This is a genomic window from Nocardioides sp. CPCC 205120 (assembly GCF_048654585.1).
GTDB lineage: Bacteria > Actinomycetota > Actinomycetes > Propionibacteriales > Nocardioidaceae > Nocardioides.
Genome location: NZ_JBMCYY010000001.1, coordinates 1271011 through 1292207, shown reverse-complemented (window position 1 = coordinate 1292207; position 21197 = coordinate 1271011). Strand labels below are relative to the sequence as shown.

Below are 21197 nucleotides of genomic sequence, written 5' to 3'. Positions count from 1 at the left end.
GCCCCATGTCTGCCCCGCACCCTGCCCCGCACCGCTCCCTGCGCGTGGCGGTCACGGGCGCGTCCGGCAAGACCGGGACCGCCGTGGTGGCCGGCCTCCTCGAGGCCGGCCACCAGCCGGTGGCGCTCGTACGACGCACCGAGGCCGCCGACGCGTTCGCCGGCCAGGGCGTCGGGAGCCGGCTCGTCGACGTCGAGGGCGGGGCGGCCGACCTGGCCGCCGCCCTCGACGGCGTGGACGCCGTCTACCACGTGCCGCCGAACATGCACCCGGCCGAGGACGCCGTCACCGGCACCGTCGTCGACGCCGCCGTCCGGGCCGGCGTCGGTCGCTTCGTCTACCACTCGGTGCTGCAGCCGCACGTGCCCGAGATGCCCCACCACCTGCGCAAGGCGGCCTCCGAGCTGCTCGTGCGCCGCAGCCCGCTGGAGTGGACCGTCCTCCAGCCGGCCAGCTACGTCCAGAACGTGCTGCCGTTCGTCGCCACCGCGCGGGCCGAGGGCCGCTACCGCGTGCCGTACGACGTGACGCAGCCCTTCACCCCCGTCGACCTCGTCGACGTGGCCGCCGCGGCGCTCGCCGTCCTCGGCGACCCCTTGACCACCTACGGCACCTTCGAGCTCGCGGGCCCCGAGGTGCTGAGCAGCGCCGCGACGGCCGACGTCCTCACCGACGTCCTCGGCCGGCCCGTGGTCGCCGAGCACCTGCCGCTCGCGGAGTGGCGCGCCGGGGTCGACCCGACCGGCACGCGTCGCGACCTCGACGACCTGGCTGCGATGTTCGCCTGGTACGACGACCACGGCCTCGTCGGCAGCGCGCTCGCGCTGCGCACCCTGCTGGGCCGCGCGCCCACCACCCTGGCGGCGGCCCTGCGCCGCGACCTCGCCGCCCCGGCCGCCGACCCCGCCTGACGCCGTACCCCCACCGCCGCCCGCCGGGCGGCGACCCCGGACGGCCCGACCGGGTCGTCCACCACCGCTCCCGGAGGTGCTCGATGACCCTGCCCCTGGACGACGTGCTCGTCGTCGACCTGTCCCGCGCCCTGGCCGGGCCGCACGCCGCGATGATGCTGGGCGACCTCGGGGCCCGCGTCATCAAGGTGGAGTCCGAGACCGGAGACGACACCCGCGGCTGGGGGCCGCCGTTCGTCGGCCCGGAGGACGACACGGTCTCGACGTACTACCTCTCCTGCAACCGCAACAAGGAGTCGATCGTCCTCGACCTCAAGAGCGACGACGGCCGCGAGGTGCTCGCCCGCCTGCTCGAGCGCGCGGACGTGCTGGTGGAGAACTTCCGCCCCGGCGTGCTCGACCGTCTCGGCTTCGGCGAGGACCGCGTGCGGGAGCTCAACCCCCGCCTCGTGCAGCTCTCCATCAGCGGCTTCGGCCACGACGGACCCGAGGGCGGGCGCGCCGGCTACGACCAGATCGCGCAGGGCGAGGCCGGCCTCATGTCGCTGACCGGTCCCGACCGCGACAACCCGACGCGCGTCGGCGTGCCCATCGGCGACCTGCTCGCGGGCATGTACGGCGCGTACGGCGTCGTCGCCGCCCTCCACGAGCGCGACCGGACGGGCCGCGGCACCGTCGTGCGCACCTCCCTGCTCGCCGCGATCGTCGGCGTCCACGCGTTCCAGGGCACCCGCTACACCGTCGCCGGCGAGGTGCCCCGCGCCTCCGGCAACCACCACCCCTCGATCAGCCCCTACGGCCTGTTCCGCTGCGCCGAGGGCGACGTGCAGATCGCGGTCGGCAGCGAGGGCCTGTGGCGCAAGCTGGCCGCCGAGTTCGACCTGCCCGTCGACGACCCGCGCTTCGCGACCAACGCCGACCGGGTGGCCCACCGCGAGGAGGTCATCGCGATGGTCGACGCCGCCTTCGCCGACCTCGGGTACGACGTGCTCATGCCGCGCCTGGCCGCCGCCGGCATCCCGGCCGGCGAGGTCCGCACGCTCGACCGCGTCTACGAGTGGGACCAGACGCGTTCGCAGGGCCTCGTCGTCGAGGTCGACCACCCCGTGCTCGGCCCCGTCGAGCTGCCCGGCCCGCCGCTGCGGTGGTTCGACGCCGCCGGCGAGCGCCGCCGCGACACCCACCTCGCCCCGCCCGCGCTCGGCGAGCACTCCGACGCGATCCGCGCGTGGCTCGACGAGTCCTGACGTGCGGGCCTGACCTGCAGGTCTGACCTGCGGCTCCGACCGGCCCGACTGTCACGTCCTGCCGAAGGTGTGTGCCCAGCTCGGGCACCACTCGCCCTACACCCCCACCTCGTCCGCCGCCTAGGTTTGCCGCGACGGTCGAGATGCAGATCACACGGATGGGAGATCGACGTGCGTGCGCTCATCGCACTCGGCGGCAACGCCATGACCGGACCGGACGGCTCCGCCACGGTGGAGGCCCAGCGGGCCGCCATCGACGTGGCGGCCGACCGGATCGCCGAGCTGGTCGCCACCGGGACGGACGTCGTGGTCACCCACGGCAACGGCCCCCAGGTCGGCAACCTGCTCGTCAAGAACGAGCTGACGGCCCACGTGGTGCCGATGGTGCCGCTCGACTGGTGCGGCGCCCAGACCCAGGGGACGCTCGGCTACACGCTGACCTCGAGCCTCGACGCCGCCCTGGCGCGCCGCGGCATCGACCGGCGCTCCGCCGGCCTCGTCACCCGCACCGTCGTCGACGCCGCGGACCCCGACTTCCTCGCGCCGAGCAAGCCCGTCGGCCGCTTCCTGCCGGAGGAGGAGGCCCAGCGGTTCATCGCCCAGGGCCAGCTGTGGCAGGACCGCGGCGAGAAGGGCTGGCGCCGCGTCGTCCCCTCGCCCCAGCCCCGCGAGATCGTCGACGCGCCCGCGGTCGTCACCCTCGTCGAGGCCGGGTACGTCGTGGTCGCGGCCGGTGGCGGCGGCATCCCGGTCCTGCGGGCCGAGGACGGCTCGCTGTCCGGCGTCGAGGCCGTCATCGACAAGGACCTCGGGGCCGCGCTGCTCGGCGCGGTCGTGCACGCCGACGTGCTCGTCATCGCCACCGACGTCGACAACGCGATCATCGGCTACGGCACGCCCGAGGCCCGTCCACTCGGCCGCGTGAGCGTCAGCGAGATGCGCGCCATCGCCGCGGCCGGCCACTTCGCCGCCGGCAGCATGGGCCCGAAGGTCGAGGCCGCGCTGCGCTTCGCCGAGTCCGGCGGCAGCTCCGTCATCACCTCGCTCGACCGCATCCGCGACGCCGTCACCGCCATCGAGGCAGGCTCGCAGGACGCGCCGGTGGGCACCGTCGTGGTGCCCGACCCCGTGAGCGGCACCGACCCCGCGTCCGACCCGGCGCCCAGCGCCGTCGCCTGAACCACCGCAACCCCCCGGACCGCCCACGCGGCCCGTGGCCCACCGAAGGAGAGGTAAAGCCGTGCCCGACGCAATCGAGGTCCGCAAGGTCCCCATCAAGAACGTCTCGGACGCATCCGGACTCGCCGAGCTGATCGACGCCGGCATCATCGAGGCCGACCGCGTCATCGCCGTCATCGGCAAGACCGAGGGCAACGGCGGCGTCAACGACTACACCCGCATCATCGCCGACCGCGCGTTCCGCGAGGTGCTGATGGAGAAGGGCACCCGCCCGGTCGAGGAGGTGAAGCAGGTCCCGATCGTGTGGTCCGGCGGCACCGACGGCGTCATCTCCCCCCACGCCACGATCTTCGCGACCGTCCCCGACGAGTCGGTCGAGAAGACCGACGACCTGCGCCTGACGGTCGGCTTCGCGATGAGCGAGGAGCTCCTCCCCGAGGAGATCGGTCGCGTCGCGATGGTCGACAAGGTCGCCGCGGGCGTCCGCACCGCCATGGAGCGCGCCGGCATCACCGACCCGGCGGACGTGCACTACGTGCAGACCAAGACGCCGCTGCTCACCATCCACACCATCCGCGACGCCAAGAGCCGCGGGAAGTCGGTGTGGACCGAGCACACCCACGAGTCGATGGACCTCTCCAACGGCTGCACCGCGCTCGGCATCGCGGTGGCGCTCGGCGAGATCGAGCAGCCCACCGACGAGGACGTCATGCACAACCGCGACCTCTACTCCTCGGTCGCCTCGTGCTCCTCGGGCGTCGAGCTCGACCAGGCGCAGATCGTCGTCGTGGGCAACGCCCGCGGCGTCGGGGGTCGCTACCGCATCGGCCACTCGGTGATGAACGACGCCCTCGACACCGACGGCATCTGGGCCGCCATCAAGGACGCCGGTCTCGACCTGCCGGAGCGCCCGCACACGAGCGACCTCGGCGGCCGCCTCGTCAACGTGTTCCTCAAGTGCGAGGTGTCGCAGGACGGCCAGGTCCGCGGCCGCCGCAACGCGATGCTCGACGACTCCGACGTGCACTGGCACCGCCAGATCAAGAGCGCCGTCGGCGGCGTGACCGCGGCGGTCACCGGTGACCCGGCGGTCTTCGTCTCCGTCTCCGCGGCCCACCAGGGCCCCGACGGCGGCGGCCCGGTCGCGGCCATCGTCGACCTCGGCGAGGACCCGACGGGCTACCCGTCGGCCTGAGGCCACCCGGCGGCCCGCACGGGCCGCCCCGCACCACCGCCGGGCACCCCGGCGTCCCGGGCCTCCAGGCGCGGGGCGGAGCCACCGGCTCCGTCCCGCCCTGGGGGCCCTCGCCTTTCCCCGACCGCCCGAGGAGCCCCGATGACCCCCACCCCCGACCCCGCCGGCACGAGCGCCGCGCCCGCCACCCCCCGCCGCGTCGGGGCCCGCGAGCTCGTCGAGCTCGTGCTGGACCCCGGGTCCTTCGCGTCGTGGGACACCCCGGTCGCCGCCGACGGGTGGGACGCGTCGTACCGCGAGCAGCTGGCGGCCGCCGCCGAGCGCTCCGGTCTCGACGAGTCGGTCGTCACGGGCGCGGGCACCGTCGGCGGGCGCCGGGTGGCGGTCGTCGTCAACGACTTCCGGTTCCTCGCCGGGTCGATCGGGGCGGCCACCGCGGCGCGGATCGTGGCCGCCGCACGACGCGCGACCGCCGAGGGCCTGCCCCTGCTGGCGAGCACCGCGTCGGGCGGCACGCGCATGCAGGAGGGCACGCCCGCGTTCGTCGGGATGGTCGACATCACCCGCGCGGTGATGGACCACCGGGCGGCGGGGCTGCCGTACCTGGCGTACCTGCGCCACCCCACGACCGGCGGCGTGCTGGCCTCGTGGGGCTCGCTGGCCCACGTGACGCTCGGCGAGCCGGGCGCGCTCGTCGGGTTCCTCGGGCCGCGGGTCTACGAGGCGCTGCACGGCGAGCCGTTCCCGCCCGGCGTGCAGACCGCGGAGAACCTCGCGGCCCACGGCATCATCGACGCCGTCGCGACCCCCGAGCAGCTGCGCGAGCTCGTCGAGCTGGCGCTCTCGGTGCTGCGCGACGCCCCCGAGCCGCCGCGCCTGCCGCGGCGCGCGGCGCTGGACGGGCCGGACGCGCTCGCCGGGGTCGAGCCGCCGTACGACGTGTGGACGGCCGTGACGCGCACCCGCGAGCCCGGCCGCGCCGGCGTCCGCGACCTGCTGCGGCACGGCGCCCGGAGCACCGTGCGGCTGCGGGGCACCTCGGAGGGCGAGCAGGACGCGTCGGTGATCATCGCCCTCACCCGCCTCGACGGTCAGCCGTGCGTGCTGGTCGGGCAGGACCGCGCCCGGCAGACGGCCGCCACCCCGATGGGCCCCGCCGCGCTGCGCGAGGCCCGGCGGGCGATGCGGCTCGCCGAGGAGCTGCGGCTGCCGCTCGTGACGGTCATCGACACCCCCGGGGCCGAGCTGTCGGTGGCGGCCGAGCAGGGCTCGATCGCCGGCGAGATCGCGCGCTGCATCGCGACCATGACGACGATGACCGTGCCGACCGTGGCGCTGCTCATGGGGCAGGGCTGCGGCGGCGGCGCGCTGGCGCTGCTGCCGGCCGACGTCGTGGTCGCGGCCGGCGACGCGTGGCTGTCCCCGCTGCCGCCCGAGGGCGCGAGCGTCATCGTCCACGGCGTCGCCGACCACGCCGCGCAGATGGCGGAGCGCCAGCGCGTGCGGGCGCACGACCTGCTCGCCGACGGCACGGTGCAGCACCTCGTGCCCGAGGTCGTCGGCGAGTCGCCCGAGGAGCTGGCCGTGGCCCTCGCGGCCGAGTGCGCGCGGCAGCTGGAGCGGCTGCGAGCGGCCCGGGCCTGACGCAGGCCCAGCGCCCGGGCCGCACCGGCCGCTCGGGGCAGCTCAGACCTGGCGCCACTCCGGGCTGGCGTGGTCGTGGCCGTGGGCGGCCATGAGGCTCAGGCCGCCGTCGACGGTGAAGGTGCTGCCGGTGACGTAGGCCGAGCGCGGCGAGGCCAGGAACCCGATCAGCGAGGCGACCTCGTTGACGTGGCCGGGGCGCCCGAGCGGGTTCCCGGGCCGCTCCTGGTGATAGGCCTCCTCGGTGTCCTGGCCGGTCATCTCGGTGCTGATCTCGCCGGGCGCCACGGTGTTCACGGTGATGCCGTGCTCCCCCAGCTCGAGCGCCAGCACCTTGCTGAGGGCGCCGAGGCCGGCCTTCGCGGCGCAGTACGCCGCCGCCCCGAGCCGCGGGACGTACTCGTGCACGCTCGTGACGTTGATGATCCGCCCGCCCTGGCCGGCGTCGACGAGGTGGCGCGCGGCGCGCTGCGAGGTGAGGAACGGGCCGTCGAGGTCGGTCGCGATGACCTCGTGCCACTTCTCGGGCGTCAGGTCGAGCACCCGGCTGCTGTGCCCGGTGCCGGCGACGTTGACGAGCACGCCGAGGCCGCCGAGCTGCTCGACCAGCTGGTCGACGACCGCGCCGGCGTCGCTCGCGGCGGCGTCGAAGTCCGCGACGAACGCGCGCTGGCCCCGACGCTCGACCTCCGCCACCGTCTCCGCCACGCCCTCCGCGTCGTGGTGGCGCGTGATGCCGATGTCGAAGCCCTCGGTGGCGAGCAGCTGGGCGGTGGCCCGGCCGATGCCCGAGTCCGCTCCGGTCACGACGGCGAGACGGGGGTAGTGGTTCATGCGCGGTTCCTCCTGGGGCTCGGGTGTTCAGGTGCGAGGTGCTGCCCCTCCCGGGTACCCAGCGCGCGGGGGTCGTCTGCGGGTCGCCGGCGTACTCCCTGACCTTTCCGACGCCCCCGTCGGCGTGTCGCGTCGGGAACGTCAGGGAGTACGGCGGGAGGGTGCGGGTCGGCCCTACGAGCGCCAGCCGGCGCAGGGGCCGGAGGCGTCGAGGGAGTCCGAGATCGTGTCGGGGCCGACGACGGACCCGACGCCGACACTCGTCGAGGCGAGCGTGTCGAGCAGCGTCGCGCGCTCGCCGTCGTCCCACGACGACAGCTCGTCCCACGTCGGCAGCTCCGTCGGCGTCTCCGCCGGCACGGGCTCACCGAGGGCGGCCGTCAGACGGTCGGGGTCGGCCGCGAGACCCGCCTCGGCGGCGTCGGCCATGGCCTCGTACGTCGCCTGCCGGACCAGGTCGGCGCACGCGTCCGGGGACGGACCGTCCGCCTCGTCCGACGCCCCGCACGCCGTCGTCAGGAGCGCGCCGGCGAGCACGACGGCGGCCGCGACCGGACGAGGGAGGGACCTGCCCGCGAGCGTCATGGCCGCACCCTAGGAGACCCGGGCGCCGAGGTCGCCGGCGCTGGCGTGCCAGCGGCCGGCGGTGCGGTGCACCTCGATGGGGTGGGCGAACGCCTCGCTCACGGCCTCGCTCGTCAGCGCCTCGTCGATGGGGCCGGCGACGGTCAGGCGGCCGTCGCGCACGAGCGCGGCGTGGCTGGTGGAGCGCGGCAGCTCCTCGAGGTGGTGGGTGACGAGCACGGTGGCGGTCTCGGGGCGCTGGGTCACCACGTCGTCGATCGCGGTCAGCAACTGCTCGCGCGCGGCCAGGTCGAGGCCGGTCGTGGGCTCGTCGAGCAACAGGAGGCGGGGGCGCCCGACGAGGGCGCGCGCGATGAGCACGCGGCCCCGCTCCCCCTGCGACAGCGTCGGCCACCGCTCCTGGGTCTTCGCGCCCATGCCCACCTGGACGAGCAGCTCGTGGGTCAGGGCCAGCTCGTCGGCCGCGGGCTCCCAGCGGCGGGGGAGGTCCGCCGTACCCGTCAACCCGGTCAGCACCACCTGCTCCACCGTCAGCGGCGAGTGCAGCGTGTGCCGCGGGTTCACGTGGCCGATGAGGCGGCGCAGCGACTGCACGTCGATGCGGCCCAGCTGATGGCCCAGCACGCGCACGGTGCCCGACGTCGGGTGCTGGTTCGCGCCGCAGAGGCTGAGCACGGTGCTCTTGCCCGCCCCGTTCGGCCCCAGCACCGCCCAGTGCTCGCCGGCCAGCACCTCCAGGTCGATGCCGCGCAGGATCTCCTTGGCTCCCCGCCGCAGCGTCACGCCCTCCAGCTGCAGGACGGTCGGGCGGTCGGCGTCGGGCGCGGCGATGACGGGCTCCTCGGGTGGGTCGGTGCGGGTGTGCTCCCAGGATCCCGCGTACGTCGACGCACCCGGTCGGCGGGTCACCCATCGGACGCCGCGCCTCACCCCCCCGGCGCCGGCGGGGGCGCCGGGCCCGTCTTGAGGTGACCCCCGGCGCGTTGAGGTGAACCACGCCCAGACTTGCGTGAAACCCGTGTTGCAGCGCGCCTCCCGGCGCCTACCTTCGCGCGATGGAGTGCCGGGTGTTCTGGGGGTCGCACCGCTGCGTGCGGGGCCGCGGTCACGGCGGGCTGCACGAGTGCGACTGCTGCGAGCACGACTCGCTGCGGGCGCACGTCGCGTCCGAGGGGATCGTCCGCGACGCCGAGGGCGAGTTCCCCTGCGCCGCCTCGTGGCCCTACCTCGGGCCCGACACCGTCTTCACCGGCGCCGACGCGCCGGCCGAGCACGCCTGAGCACTCCCGGGCACGAGCAGGCGGCGCTCAGGCCACCGGCAGCCCGAGCAGGCGCATGGTCGGGGCGTAGCGCCGCACCAGCACCTCCACCACGTCCGGCCGCGCCGCGTAGAAGGCGCGGTGCGCCGCGGCCACCTCGGCGGCAGGGACCGCCCGGCCCCCGATGCGCCAGTCCGGCGCCGGCTCCCCCGGCAGGTCGAGCGCGGCGAGCACCGGCGCCTCGACCGGGGCGTGCACCCCGTCGAGCAGCGGGCGCGTGATGCCCGGCGGCCGCGGCTCCAGGCCGGCGGCCTCCCGCACGCGGGCGGCCACGGGTGCGAGCACGACGTTGCCCGGGTGGTTGACGGTCCGCATCGCGTCGCGCACGGGCCGGGCGAACAGGTCGGCGACCGCCACCGTGCCGTGCAGCCGCTGCCGGCGCTCGAGCTCGGTCACCGACGCGGCGGCCAGCTCCCGCAGCGCCGCGGGGTCGGGCACCACGTCGTACGACGGGGCCCCACCGGGCCCGGCCTCGAGGGCGGCGGCGAGGGTGCGGAGGTCGTGGTACGCCGCGCGCGGCGGGTCCGGGTCCGCCAGGCCCGGCGGGTGCGCGACGACGTGCCACGGGTGCAGGCCGTGGTAACGGATCGGGGGCACGAGCACGGTGCGCGCGCCCGGCGGCAGGTGCGCGGCGAGCTCCTCCGTGCCGAGCGGCAGGCCGCGGTAGCCGGCGCCCACCGGCTGGGTGACGAGGAGGTCGGTGCGCGCCAGCAGGGTCCGCAGGCGCGGCACGTCGTCGGCGCCCAGCTCGTGGATCGCGGGCAGCCGCACGGTGCGCACGTCGTCCGAGGCCAGCAGCAGCCGCAGCGACTCGGCCTGGCAGTTGCCGACGACGACCACGAGCGGGGCGTCGGGGGCGGGCGGCGCCGTGGGCGGCGCCGAGGGGTCGGCCGGGTCGGCGTCGCGCAGGCCGTGGAACGCGCCGAAGTGCTGCCGCTCGGCCTCGCTGCGGGTCACGCCGACACCCGTCCGGGGCCGTGGAGGTGTCCCCTACGCTCCACCGGGTGACGCGACCCGACGAGCCCCAGCAGGCCGACCAGCGCGGACGGTCGGGCGACGCGGCCCGGGTGGTCGTCGGCTCCGTGCCCGCCGACCACGCCTACGTGCACCACGTCGCGCCGCTCGACCGCGAGGGCCCCCTGCGCCTGCCGGACCCGCCGGGCCTCGACGCCGACGGCGTGCCGACCGGTCACTGGTGGCCGCCGCGCCTGCTCGAGGCGGACTTCGTCACCGCCACCGACCTCGACCTCCTCCACGTCCACTTCGGGTTCGAGGGTCGCAGCCCAGCGCAGCTCCAGGAGCTGGTCGCCGCGCTGCGCGCGCGGCGCCGCGCCCTCGTGCTCACCGTCCACGACCTGCGCAACCCCCACCTGTCCGATGCCGGCGCCCACGAGCAGCAGCTCGACGTGCTCGTCCCCGCCGCCGACACGCTCGTCACCCTCACCGACGGCGCTGCCGACGAGGTCGCCCGCCGCTGGGGCCGCCGGCCGACCGTCGTGCCGCACCCCCACGTCGTACCGCTCGACGCCATGGAGCGTTGGCAGGCCCGCCGCGCCCCGCGGGCGCCCGGGGCACCGCTGCGGGTCGGTGTCGACCTCAAGAGCCTGCGGGCCAACGTGGCGGCGCGCGACGTGCTGCCCGCCCTCGTCGAGGCCGTCGCCGCGCTGCCCGGGTCGACCCTGCAGGTCGCGGTGCACGCGGCGGCCCTGCGGCCCGACGCACCGCGCCACGACCCCGAGGTCGTGCGCCTGCTCGACGAGGCGGGGCGGCGCGACCACGTGGAGGTGCTGGTGCACGACTACCTCCCCGACGACGAGCTCTGGGCGCACCTCGCGGCGCTCGACGTCTCGGTGCTCCCCTACCGCTTCGGCACGCACTCCGGCTGGCTCGAGGCCTGCCGCGACCTCGGCACCGACGTCGTGGCGCCGCGCGGCGGCTTCTACCGCGACCAGGGACCCGTCGACCTCTTCGACCTCGACGACGACGGCATCGACGCCACCTCGCTCGCCACGGCCCTGCGCGCGGCCCACGAGCGCGGCAGCCGCCCGCCCGTCACCGTCGCGGAGCGGCGGGCGCAGCGCGCGGCCGTCGCCGACGCCCACGACGCGGTCTACGCGCGGGCGCTGGCCGCGGCGGCTCACCACCACTGACCCAGGTACGCGCGGAGCTCGCCGTCGGCGGGCACGGCGTCGAGCCCCGGCACGTCGAGGGCGGCGGTCGGCGCCAGCCCGGGGCGTCCCCACCGGGCGGCGCGCCGGTGCAGGCGCAGGTCGTGGACGGACGCGAGGCCGTCGCCCAGCACGCGGGTGCCGGCGTCGCCCGGGCCGGCGACCGCGGCGACCAGCTCCCGGTACGCCGCCGCGTCGCCCCGCAGCCCGCGGTGCAGCTCGAGGTGGACGCGGGCGCGGCCCAGCAGCGCGGCGCCGCCGGGGTCCCGGGACACGAGGCGCGGGTCGTCCCCGAGCGCCCGGTGCTGCGCGGGGTCGACGAGCACGCGGACCGTGGGGAGGGCGGCCAGGAGGCCGTCCACGGTGGCGAGCAGCGCCGTACCCGCGAGGTCACCGGGCACGCTCGCGACCACGTCGACGGGCCCGCGCAGCAGGCCGCGCCACGCGACCCCCGGCACGGCGACCCGGTCGGCCACCGCGACGGCCTCGGCCAGGCCGTCGTCGACGGCGCGGGGGGCCACGCCGGCGTCGGGGCCGTCGTGCCAGGCCACGGCGTGCGGCACGTGCGCGACGAGGCCGCCCGCGAGCCACGAGCGGTGGGCGAGCTCCCAGTCCTCGCCGCCGTAGCCGCCGAAGGTCTCGTCGAAGCCGCCGAGCAGCTCGAACCACCAGCGCGAGCAGGCGAGGACGGCGGAGATGACGAAGCGGAAGCTCGTCGCGTCGGCGGCCAGCAGGTCCTCGCTGCGGCGGTAGGCGTCGCGCAGCCAGGCCGGCTCGGCCAGCTCGCGGGCCTCGGCCGCTGCGGGCAGCGGCGCGTCGGTCGGCACCCCGGCCAGGTCCGCGTGGCGGCGGCGGCCCACGGCGAGCAGCTCGGGCAGCGCGGACGGCAGGCGGGTGAGCCGGGCGAGGAGCCCGGGCTCGGGGCTGGTGTCGGCGTCGAGGAAGACGAGCACGTCGCCGGTCGCCCGGGCCGCCCCGAGGTTGCGGGCGGCGGCGGCGCGGAAGCCGCGGTCCTCCTGCCGCACCAGCTCGACGCCGGGCGGCACGACGGGCGGGGTGGGCGAGCCGTCGTCGGCGACGACCACCTGGTGCGGGGCCAGCGTCTGCCGTCCGAGGGCCGCGAGCGTGCGGGCGAGCTCGGCCGGCTGCTCGTAGTGGGTGACGACGACCGTGACGGACCGGGGCTCGGCGGCGGGCGCGGTGTCCCAGGCGTTGCCGGGCACGGTGGTCCCCCAGGAGGGAGGACCCAGGGAGGCGGGGGCAGCCGGGGGCACGGCGCTCACGCTGCACCCTCCGCCAGCCGCGCCCACCAGGCGCGGTAGGCCGCCGCCACATCGTCGGGGCCGGGGCGCAGGTCGGTGCCGGGGGCGAGCCAGGTCGAGCCCGGGTCGTCGAGCGCCGCCCCGAGGGCCACGACGAGCCCCGAGTCGGTGTAGGTCACGACCGTCCCGCGGCGCAGGTCGGCCATCTCCCGGGCGTAGGCGCCGTCGCGCACCAACGGGCGGCGCCCGGCGGCCAGCCACGAGGAGAGGGAGGCGGAGGCGGAGACGTTGCGGTGGCCCACGACCGCGACGGCGACGCCGCGCAGCGCCGCGGCGAGCCCGGTGTCGGGCACCGAGCCGGTGACCCGCAGGGGAACGTCGAGGTCCGCGGCCCGCCGGACCAGCGCGTCGAGGTCGTCCTGGTGACGCGGGGCGGGCGCGCCGAGGAACGCGGCACGGACGTCGCGTCCCCCGCGACGCAGGGCGGCGACGGCCTCGAGCACCTCCGCGTGGCCCTTGCCGGGGTAGACGAAGCCGAAGACGCCGACCTCGCCCCCCTCCGCGGCCCGCGCGACGTCCGCCGCGGTCGGCGGTCCCGACGCGTCGACCAGCGGGGCGACGGGCAGCGGCACCACGACCCCGTCGGTGGGCGGCGCGCACCGCTGCTCGACCCCGGCGCGCTCGTGCTCGGAGTTGGTGGCCCAGCCCGCGACGGCCGCCACGACGCGGCGGTAGCAGTCGACCCGGCGCTCGAAGGCCCGTCCGTCGGTCGGCTGGGGCACGTCGTGGAGCGTCACGGTCAGCCGCACGCGCGCCGCCAGCGCCTCGACCTCCCGTGCCGCGCTCTCCGGGTCGGGGGCGACGACGCGGTCGGTGAGGTGCAGGTGCACGCGCGCACCAGGCGGGAGCTCCGCGGCGTCGGTCACGACGGGGGCACCGACCCAGTGCGCGACGTCGCGGGCGCACCGGACCACCCCGTGGCCGGGGTCGCCGAGGACGAGGTGGACGGGCACGGCGGACGACGTCACCGCTGCACCCCCGCCAGCGCCCAGCCGTCGCCGTCGCGGCGCACGACCCCGAGCTCGGCCATCTCCTCGAGCCAGCCGCTCATCGGCCACCACCCCCAGCGCTCGTGGAAGACGCGGCCGTTGCGCACGATGGCCGCGGCGTGCTCGACCGGCGGCCGGGAGACCGGGTGGTGCTGGTGGTAGGCGCGGGCGCTGCCGTCCCACCACAGCTCCAGCCCGGCCCGGGCGGCCCGCTGGCCGAAGTCGGTGTCCTCGGCGCCGTAGCCGGCGTACGCCTCGTCGAAGCCGCCGGTGGCCCGCCACGCGTCGGCGTGCAGCGCGAACGACAGCGACCAGAACAGCTCCCAGCGCGGCTCGGGCACGCGCGCGCCGGGGGCGGGCGCGGGGCGGGCCGGGTGCGGGGCGTCCAGGTCGGCGAGGGCGTCGAGGCGGTACGGGCGCGCCTCGGCGGGCAGGTAGGTCACCGGCCCCGACCACAGTGCGTCGGGGCGGGCGGTGACCGCCCGCTCGTACGCGGCGACGGTGCCCGGGGCGACGAGGCAGTCGACGTCGAGGAAGACGAGCACCTCGGCGCCGGCGGCGATCGCGGCCTCGGCCGCGCGGTTGCGGCCGGCGGCGACCGGCAGGGCGGCGGGGTCGGCGTCGACGTGGAGCACGTGCGGGCCCTCGATGCCGGGGTCGGCGAGGGCGACGACGACGCGCACGTCCGCGGGGCGGGTGCTCGTCGCGAGCGACGCCTCCTGACCGGCCAGGTGCTCGTGGCGCCCGTGGGCCACCGTCAGCACCGCGGTGCGGCTCACGCGACGAGCCCGTCGTCGGGGTGCCGCGCGCCGGCGGCCACGTCGAGCACGACGTCGGCGAACCGCGCGGCGGCTCCCCCGTCGCACCAGCTCTCCCAGCGCGCGCCGTCGAGGCCGGCGACCTCGGCGAGGAGGCGGGGCCAGTCGTCGTGCTCGAGCCGGTCGAGCACCCGCACGGGCCAGTCCCCACGGGCCAGCCGCCGCGCCGTCGTGCGCTGCTCGTCGTGGGGCCGGTCGGCCGGTACGACGACCGCGGGCACCCGGGCCGCCGCGACCTCCGCCAGCGCGTTCTGGCCCGCCTGCACGACGACGAGCGCCGCGGCGCGCAGCCGGTCGAACGGGCGCTCCTCCCACGACCCGGTGCCGAGCACCCGGACGGGGCGGCCGGCGCGGGCCTCGAGGGCGTCGAGCTGGGCGGGCGTCCACGCCGCGCCCCCGGAGCCGCCGAACACCACGACCTCGTCGGTGCGCTCCGCCGCCGGCAGCGCCGGGGCCACGGGGAACCGGGAGAGGCCGCCGACGGGGACCACGCGGCGTACGTCGGTCGCGGGCAGGCCGGTCACGAGGTCGCCGGCCCCGGCCGGCCAGCAGCCGACGAGCGCGGCGGCGAGCCCGAGCCCGAGGCGGTGCGGGCCGTCGCCCCGGTCGCCCGGCTGCACCACGGAGACGACCGGCACGCCGTGGAGGCGGCACAGCAGCGCCACCTCCTGGGAGACGTCGCAGACGACCACGTCGGGCCGGTGCTCGGCGATCCACGCGGAGACGAGGTGGGTGCGCTCGCGGAGGCCGTCGTGGTGGACGGGCGCCCAGTGCAGCCGCCCGCGGGCGGTGGGGTCGCTCAGCGCGGCGGGGTCGCCGCCGTCGTCGCGGGGCAGCCGCACCCACGGGCCGGCGTGCGCGGCGTCGGGCGCGAGGCTGCTGAGGACCGTGACCTCGGACCCGCGGCGGCCCAGCTCGGCGCCGACGGCGAGGGCCCGGTGGAGGTGCCCGTGGCCGTGGTGGTGGATGTACCAGCCGACGCGCGGCCGGTCAGCGGTCACGCCGCCCTCGACGCGGAGGCCACGACGTCGCGGTAGACGCTCTCGTAGGCGTCGACCATGGCCCGCAGGGAGAACGCCTGCTCCACGCGCCGGCGCACCGCGTGGCGGTCGAGGAGCGCCGCCTGGCGCATGGCGGTGGCGAGGCCGTCGACGTCGTCCGGCGCGGCCAGGCGGCCCGAGGAGTCGTCGACGATCTCCGGCAGGGCGCCGCGCGCGAACGCCGCGACCGGGGTGCCCGACGCCATGGCCTCGACGGCGACGAGGCCGAACGGCTCGTCCCAGGCCGGGGTCACCACGGCGACGGCGGCGCGACCGAGCACCTCGTTCAGCTGCTGCTGGCCGAGGTGGCCGAGGTGGCGGACCTGGTCGTCGAGCTGCGGGAGCACGTGCTCGGCGACGTAGGCGTGGTCGCCCAGCGGGCCGACGAGGTCGATGCCCATCCCGGCGCGCCGGGCGGCGGCGATCGCGAGGTGCGGCGCCTTCTCCGGCACCAGCCGGCCGGCCCACACGGCGCGGTCACCGCCGGGGCCGGGCGCCCAGCGGGCGGGGTCGATGCCGTTGGGCACCACCGTGGAGGCCACGCTCGGGGACCAGCTCGCGGCCATGGCCGCGCTCACGGAGATGAAGCGGCAGCGCTCGGAGGCGAGGCGCACGGCCGACTCCAGCCACGGCAGCGGCGGCGTGTGCAGCGTCGTCACCACGGGGGCGTCGACGATGCGGGAGAGCGCGACGGGCAGGTGGTGCAGGCTGTTGTTGTGGATGACGTCCACGCCCCGGTCGCGCAGCTCGAGCATGAGGCTGAGGTAGGCGTGGTGCTCCTGCATCCACCACTCCGGGGGCGCCGCCACGTCCGCGCGCGCGGTCGGGGTCGACGCGAACGGGCGCACGTCGAGGTGCTGGGCGCCGAGCGACTCGTCCGAGCCCGGGGCAGCGAACACCGTCACCTCGTGGCCGCGACGGCGCAGCTCGGTGACGAGGTGGTGGCTGTGGGCCTCCAGGCCCCCCGCGAACGGCTCGGCGAGCGGGAAACGGCTGGACGCGACGACGCAGACCCTCACCGGCGTTCAAGGCACGTGGACGACATGTGGCCGACAGTAGTCAACGGTGCGAAGGGGGCGCTCGCGGGCGCCCGTGGGGGGCTCGCCGGGGGGCCTGCGCTCCCTTCACGCACGCGGCCACCCGACCGGGGCTTACCCGGCGGGTGGCCGCGTGGTCGTGCTCGCCGGCCCGTCAGCCGCCTCTCGGCGAAAGGCCGCTCGTAGCGGCAAGGGGTGAGGCCCGGGGGCATGAACTCGGACCGACGCGACCTGCACAACGAGGTCGCCCCCGCCGGTGTTCCGGCCGATCCGGGTGGCGCCCGTCACGCGGGGCACGGCGTGCTTGTGCGGCACCGGGAGACTCGGCCGGGTCCGGGCCCGCCGAGGGCAGACCGAGGGCCCACCGGGGTCCACCGAGGGAAGGCGTCACCGATGGACTGGCAGCGGCACGTGGTGTGGTGGCACGTCTATCCCCTCGGGTTCACCGGAGCGCCGATCCGTGAGCCCGACCCGTCCCCCGGCCCGCGGCTGCGCGCGCTCGTCCCGTGGCTCGACCACCTCATCGAGCTGGGCGCGTCGGGACTGCTCCTCGGCCCGGTCTTCGCCTCGGAGACGCACGGCTACGACACGGTCGACTTCTCTCGCATCGACCCCCGTCTCGGCGACGACGCCGACCTCGACCTGCTGCTCGAGGAGTGCCGGCGCCGCGGCATCCGCGTGCTGCTCGACGGGGTGTTCAGCCACGTCGGGCGGGCCCACCCCCTCCACGCGCAGGCGCTGGCGGACCCGGACGGGGACGCGGCCCGCGTCCTCGACCTCGACCGCGATGCGCCCGGCGGCCCCCGCGCCCGGGTGTTCGAGGGCCACGACGCCCTCGTGCGCCTCGACCACTCCGACCCGGCGACGGCGGACCTCGTCGTCGACGTGATGGGCCACTGGCTGCGCCGGGGCGTCGACGGCTGGCGGCTCGACGCGGCGTACTCGGTCGACCCCGCCTTCTGGGCCGCGGTGCTGCCGCGGGTGCGCGCCGAGCACCCGGGGGCGTGGTTCCTCGGCGAGGTGATCCACGGTGACTACGCCGCGTTCGTGGCCGCCTCCGGGGTGGACTCGGTGACGCAGTACGAGCTGTGGAAGGCGATCTGGTCGAGCATCCTCGACCGCAACCTGCACGAGCTCGACCACGCGCTGGGGCGCCACACCGACTTCCTGCGCTCCTTCGTGCCGCAGACCTTCGTCGGCAACCACGACGTCACCCGCATCGCGACCACCCTGGGCGCCGAGGGGGCGGTGGTGGCGCTCGCGGTGCTGATGACCGTCGGCGGCATCCCGTCGGTGTACGCCGGGGACGAGCACGGCTTCACCGGCACGAAGGAGGAGCGCCTGGGCGGCGACGACGCCGTGCGGCCGGCGTTCCCCGCCTCGCCGGCCGACCTCAGCCCGCTCGGGGAGCCGGTGTTCCGGGCCCACCAGGCGCTGGTCTCCCTGCGCCGGCGCCACCCGTGGCTCGTCGACGCGACGACCCGGTCGCTGCGGCTGGAGAACACCCGGTACGCCTACCGCGTCACCTCGCGCACGTCCCCCGACGACCACCTCGACGTCGAGATCGACCTCGAGGGCTCGCCGGCCGCTGCCGTGCGGGACCCGGGCGGCACCGTGCTGTGGCGCTCGGAGCGGTCGGGGCGCTAGGGGCGGTCGGGGCACCAGGGGCGCTGAGGCGGGGTTTCCCGGGCAGGGCCGGGGGGCAGGCAGCCCGCCGTGCTCCCGGCCAGGCGGAGCCCTGCGGAACGGAGCCCCCCGATGTCCCTGCCTCCCGGTCCGGCGCCGCGCCCCGGCTGGGGTCCCGTCCCGTTGTCCCGCGGGCGCGGCGCCTGGATCGGCCTCGGGGTGCTGCTGGCGGTCACGGCGCTGACGGCGGACGACCTGCGCCGGAAGCGCGCCGCCGGCGGGGACGTCGGCGAGCACTGGGTCGCGCTCGCCGCCCTGGTGGTCATCACCCTCCTGGCCGGGGCCGGCCTGCTGCTGCTGGGGCGCCGGTTGCCGCGGTACGACGTGGGGCCCCGCGGCATCGCGCTGTGGTCGATGCGGGGCGAGGCCGAGATCCCCTGGGAGCAGGTGGCGTCCGTGCGGCTCCTCCACAGTCGGACGCGGACCTGGCCCCACACCCGCACCCTGCGCGAGGTGGAGGTCGTCCTCGCGCCGGACGTGCTGCGCCGGCACCACCCACGGGCCGGTGGCCTGTGGCGGCAGGACGTCGACGCCGCCCGGCTCCGCCTCGACCACCCCGGTCGGGCACCGGGGCTCGGCCGGTCCGTCGAGGCCGTGGCGCCCGGGCGCTGGCAGGGGGAGCACGAGCGCCCCCGCCTGGGGATCTCCGAGCTCGCCGAGCGCGGTCGACGCCGCACCGGCGCGTGAGGGCCCGGCTGTCGGGCGTGGTGGCTGCCGGGCGGTGCGGCGGCTTGAGCCGACTCGGGGAAAACCGGGACACGTCGCCGGCCGTGCGCCATGATGGGTCGTGAACCGCGGTGGCGACCCGAGACGCTACCGCGGTTCGCCCTTTCCGGGCCCTGCCGCCCCGGTCGCGTCGTCCGCCCGGCCCGTCGGAGCTAGGGCCGCTGGCCCGGGGCTCCGCGGGTCGCGACGATCTCCCCGGCGATGTCGCGCAGCTTCGTGTTGCCGGCCGACGACAGCCGCACCATCACCTCGAAGGCCCGACGGCTGTCGATGTCGAAGCGCTCCATGAGGATGCCGGTGGCCTGCCCGGTGAGCGTGCGGGTGTCGAGCGCGATCCCGAGGCCCTCGATCTCCCGGGCGGCGGCGATCGCGACCGCGGCGTGCGCGGCGAGCGCGGAGGCCTCCTCGACGTCGGAGGGGCCGAACGCGTCCTTCGAGCGGGAGTAGAGGGTGAGCGCCCCCACCGTGTCGTCGAGGGTGAAGAGCCGGCAGGCCAGCACGCTGCGCGCCCCCGTCTCCGCGACGACGCGCGGCCCCCAGACGGGCCACCGCTCGTCGTGCGCGAGGCTCGGGGAGCACACGGTCTCGGCGCGCCGGATCGCATCGAGGCAGGGCCCCTCGCCGGTCTCGTGCTGCAGGACGTCCGCCCGCAGGGCGAGCTCGTCGGTCGACGCGGGGGTGTCGATCCTCCTGCTCCGGTGGACGATGGAGACCCCGGCGGCGTCGCACCCCTCCACGTTGGTCACCGCCAGCCGCACCGCGGCCTCGAGCGTGGTCTGGGCGTCCTCCTCGTGCTGCAGCTCGCGTGCCGCACTGGCCATGCGTTCGGGCAACGGGTCCGTCGCGTTCATGGCGCGACACTCCCACCTCCGGTGCCGCTCGTGAAGACACCACCGCCCGACGGGGTGTGAGGATGCGCGGGTGGAGGACAAGTCCCGCCGGGTCGACGCCCCGCACGTGGCCGGCCTGAACGCGCTCGTCCGCGCCTGGCGGGCCGCCGGCGGGCGGTTCGTCCCCTGGTTCGACCCCGACGGGGCCGGCACCGCCGCGCGCGTCCTCGTGCTGATGGAGACGCCGGGGCCGCGCACCGTCGCGGCCGGCGCCCTCGGGTTCAGCTCCGAGGACAACGCCGACCCGACCAGCGCCGTGCTGCGGGCCGCCCGCGCGGAGGCGGGCCTGGAGCGGTCGGACTACCTGCGCTGGAACGTCGTGCCCTGGCCGCTGCACGACGCGGACGGCCACCGCCGTGCACCGACCACGGCGGACCTCGACGCCGCCCGCCCGGCCCTGCGCGCCGTGCTCGACGCGTGCCCGGACCTCGCCGTCGTCGTCACGGTCGGTACGCCGGCGCTCACCGGCGTCATGCGCCACCTCACGCTCGGCCCCGAGGCAGGCACCGGCGCGGAGCCCCTGCCCCGGCTCCTGCCGGTGCTGGCCGTCCCGCACCCCTCGCCCCGCAACGGCCACCACCGCGCCGAGGCGCGGACCCGCCTGACGAACGCCCTCCGCCAGGCACGCCGCCACCTGGAGGCGACCGCCCCCGTCACCCCTGCGGGCCCCACGGCGCCCGGGGACGGGGACCCGGCATGAGCGGGGTGACCCGCCGCGGCACGCTGCTCGGGGCGGGGGCGGGCGCCCTGGCGGCGCTGGCCGGCGGGATCGGGGTGGCGGAGGGGGTCCTGCCGGGCCGCGCGACGCTCTACCGCCACCTCGGCCTCGACGGGGCCGACGGCGTCGTCCCCGAGGCCACCGGGGGCCGGGTCGAGCGCGGGGTGCTCGTCTCCCGGGCGCGGCAGGGCCGGGAGTGCGGGTGGAGCGTCGCGCTCCCGCCCGGCGACCCCGAGGGGCTGCCCGTCGCCGTCGTGCTGCACGGGCGCGGCAACGACCACGCGTCCGCGTTCGCCCCCGGCTACCTGGCGCTCGACCGGTTCCTCGCCGCCGCCGTCGCCGGAGGCACGCCGCCGTTCGCCCTCGCGAGCGTGGACGGCGACGAGACCTACTGGCACGCGCGCGCCGACGGCGACGACCCGGCCGCGATGGTCGTCGACGAGCTCCTCCCCCTCCTGCGCGACCGCGGCCTCGACACCGACCGGCTCGGACTGGCCGGGTGGTCGATGGGCGGCTTCGGGGCGCTGCACCTCGCCGGGCTCCTGGGCGCCGGGCGGGTGCGGGCCGTCGCCGTGATGAGCCCCGCGCTGTGGCACGACCACCGCGACACCGCCCCCGGGGCGTTCGACGGTCGGGCCGACTTCGAGGCGGTCACCGTCATGGGCCGCCAGTCGCGGCTCGCCGGGGTGGCGACGCGCGTCGACTGCGGGCTGGGCGACCCGTTCTGCGCGGCGACCGAGGACTACGTCGACGGGTTCGCGGAGCGCCCGGCCGGCGGGTTCGAGCGGGGCGACCACGACCTCGGCTACTGGCGCCGCACCGCCCCCGCCCAGCTGGAGTTCCTCGGCGCGCACCTGTGACCCGTGGCCGGCCGTCGGACGACCGGCGG

Annotated in this window: 21 protein-coding genes; 11 read left to right on the top strand and 10 right to left on the bottom strand. The window is 77.1% G+C overall.

Translation table 11 applies throughout. The annotated features are described in order from the left end of the window. Positions 1-5 precede the first annotated feature (5 nt). The 5 genes from ACOACO_RS06060 (at position 6) to ACOACO_RS06040 (ending at position 6176) form a co-directional block, all read left to right on the top strand. Entirely contained in the window at positions 6-911 is a 906-nt protein-coding gene (locus ACOACO_RS06060; protein WP_420295339.1) for an SDR family oxidoreductase, read from the top strand. A gap of 83 nt (positions 912-994) precedes the next feature. Continuing rightward, a complete protein-coding gene (locus ACOACO_RS06055; RefSeq protein WP_420295338.1) occupies positions 995-2158 on the top strand; it encodes a CaiB/BaiF CoA transferase family protein in 1164 nt (387 codons plus the stop codon). A 171-nt stretch (positions 2159-2329) separates the two neighbouring features. Then, positions 2330-3337 (top strand): carbamate kinase, encoded by a 1008-nt coding sequence (locus tag ACOACO_RS06050; RefSeq protein ID WP_420295337.1) that lies wholly within the window; start codon positions 2330-2332, stop codon positions 3335-3337. Positions 3338-3398: 61 nt separating this feature from the next. Continuing rightward, the gene (locus ACOACO_RS06045) at positions 3399-4532 is read left to right on the top strand and encodes a ring-opening amidohydrolase (protein ID WP_420295336.1); all 1134 of its coding nucleotides are present in this window, start codon (positions 3399-3401) and stop codon (positions 4530-4532) included. Between the two features lie 141 nt (positions 4533-4673). Then, positions 4674-6176, top strand: coding sequence for a carboxyl transferase domain-containing protein (locus ACOACO_RS06040; RefSeq protein WP_420295335.1), 1503 nt, complete (start codon positions 4674-4676; stop codon positions 6174-6176). Positions 6177-6218: 42 nt separating this feature from the next. On the opposite strand, the gene ACOACO_RS06035 is transcribed toward ACOACO_RS06040, so the two are convergent. The 3 genes from ACOACO_RS06035 to ACOACO_RS06025 all read right to left on the bottom strand — a co-directional run bounded on the left by ACOACO_RS06035 (position 6219) and on the right by ACOACO_RS06025 (position 8504). Then, positions 6219-7010: an SDR family oxidoreductase gene (locus ACOACO_RS06035; protein ID WP_420295334.1), complete on the bottom strand. Its 792-nt coding sequence runs from the start codon at positions 7008-7010 to the stop codon at positions 6219-6221. Between the two features lie 174 nt (positions 7011-7184). Continuing rightward, on the bottom strand, positions 7185-7595 hold the full coding sequence (locus ACOACO_RS06030) for a hypothetical protein (protein ID WP_420295333.1): 411 nt from the start codon (positions 7593-7595) through the stop codon (positions 7185-7187). Between the two features lie 9 nt (positions 7596-7604). Next, on the bottom strand, positions 7605-8504 hold the full coding sequence (locus ACOACO_RS06025) for an ABC transporter ATP-binding protein (protein WP_420295332.1): 900 nt from the start codon (positions 8502-8504) through the stop codon (positions 7605-7607). A gap of 146 nt (positions 8505-8650) precedes the next feature. Between ACOACO_RS06025 and ACOACO_RS06020 the strand changes: the two genes are divergently transcribed. Further along, positions 8651-8875, top strand: a complete 225-nt coding sequence (locus tag ACOACO_RS06020; RefSeq protein WP_420295331.1) for a hypothetical protein — start codon at positions 8651-8653, stop codon at positions 8873-8875. A 27-nt stretch (positions 8876-8902) separates the two neighbouring features. On the opposite strand, the gene ACOACO_RS06015 is transcribed toward ACOACO_RS06020, so the two are convergent. Beyond that, a complete protein-coding gene (locus tag ACOACO_RS06015) occupies positions 8903-9871 on the bottom strand; it encodes a WcbI family polysaccharide biosynthesis putative acetyltransferase (RefSeq protein ID WP_420295330.1) in 969 nt (322 codons plus the stop codon). 47 nt (positions 9872-9918) lie between these two features. Between ACOACO_RS06015 and ACOACO_RS06010 the strand changes: the two genes are divergently transcribed. Beyond that, a complete protein-coding gene (locus ACOACO_RS06010; RefSeq protein ID WP_420295329.1) occupies positions 9919-11064 on the top strand; it encodes a glycosyltransferase family 1 protein in 1146 nt (381 codons plus the stop codon). Here ACOACO_RS06010 and ACOACO_RS06005 read toward each other — a convergent pair. From ACOACO_RS06005 to ACOACO_RS05985, 5 genes are read right to left on the bottom strand one after another with little or no spacing between them, the layout of a single operon-like run. Next, the gene (locus ACOACO_RS06005; protein ID WP_420295328.1) at positions 11052-12365 is read right to left on the bottom strand and encodes a glycosyltransferase; all 1314 of its coding nucleotides are present in this window, start codon (positions 12363-12365) and stop codon (positions 11052-11054) included. The genes ACOACO_RS06010 and ACOACO_RS06005 overlap by 13 nt on opposite strands. Further along, entirely contained in the window at positions 12362-13372 is a 1011-nt protein-coding gene (locus ACOACO_RS06000) for a hypothetical protein (protein ID WP_420295327.1), read from the bottom strand. The genes ACOACO_RS06005 and ACOACO_RS06000 overlap by 4 nt, the downstream gene beginning before the upstream one ends. Further along, the gene (locus ACOACO_RS05995) at positions 13369-14172 is read right to left on the bottom strand and encodes a glycosyltransferase family 2 protein (RefSeq protein ID WP_420295326.1); all 804 of its coding nucleotides are present in this window, start codon (positions 14170-14172) and stop codon (positions 13369-13371) included. Before ACOACO_RS05995 ends, ACOACO_RS06000 begins: the two co-directional genes overlap by 4 nt. Continuing rightward, positions 14169-15212: a glycosyltransferase gene (locus ACOACO_RS05990; protein WP_420295325.1), complete on the bottom strand. Its 1044-nt coding sequence runs from the start codon at positions 15210-15212 to the stop codon at positions 14169-14171. The genes ACOACO_RS05995 and ACOACO_RS05990 overlap by 4 nt, the downstream gene beginning before the upstream one ends. Continuing rightward, positions 15209-16270, bottom strand: a complete 1062-nt coding sequence (locus tag ACOACO_RS05985) for a glycosyltransferase family 4 protein (protein ID WP_420295324.1) — start codon at positions 16268-16270, stop codon at positions 15209-15211. The genes ACOACO_RS05990 and ACOACO_RS05985 overlap by 4 nt, the downstream gene beginning before the upstream one ends. A gap of 411 nt (positions 16271-16681) precedes the next feature. Between ACOACO_RS05985 and ACOACO_RS05980 the strand changes: the two genes are divergently transcribed. Together ACOACO_RS05980 and ACOACO_RS05975 are read left to right on the top strand one after the other, a co-directional pair. Then, complete coding sequence (locus ACOACO_RS05980) at positions 16682-17935, top strand: alpha-amylase family protein (RefSeq protein ID WP_420295323.1); 1254 nt, start codon at positions 16682-16684, stop codon at positions 17933-17935. Between the two features lie 111 nt (positions 17936-18046). Then, the gene (locus tag ACOACO_RS05975) at positions 18047-18661 is read left to right on the top strand and encodes a hypothetical protein (RefSeq protein ID WP_420295322.1); all 615 of its coding nucleotides are present in this window, start codon (positions 18047-18049) and stop codon (positions 18659-18661) included. Between the two features lie 191 nt (positions 18662-18852). On the opposite strand, the gene ACOACO_RS05970 is transcribed toward ACOACO_RS05975, so the two are convergent. Then, positions 18853-19551, bottom strand: a complete 699-nt coding sequence (locus tag ACOACO_RS05970; RefSeq protein ID WP_420295321.1) for a GAF and ANTAR domain-containing protein — start codon at positions 19549-19551, stop codon at positions 18853-18855. Positions 19552-19621: 70 nt separating this feature from the next. Between ACOACO_RS05970 and ACOACO_RS05965 the strand changes: the two genes are divergently transcribed. Continuing rightward, positions 19622-20290 (top strand): uracil-DNA glycosylase, encoded by a 669-nt coding sequence (locus tag ACOACO_RS05965; RefSeq protein WP_420295320.1) that lies wholly within the window; start codon positions 19622-19624, stop codon positions 20288-20290. Then, positions 20287-21168 (top strand): alpha/beta hydrolase, encoded by an 882-nt coding sequence (locus ACOACO_RS05960; RefSeq protein ID WP_420295319.1) that lies wholly within the window; start codon positions 20287-20289, stop codon positions 21166-21168. Before ACOACO_RS05965 ends, ACOACO_RS05960 begins: the two co-directional genes overlap by 4 nt. Positions 21169-21197 lie beyond the last annotated feature (29 nt).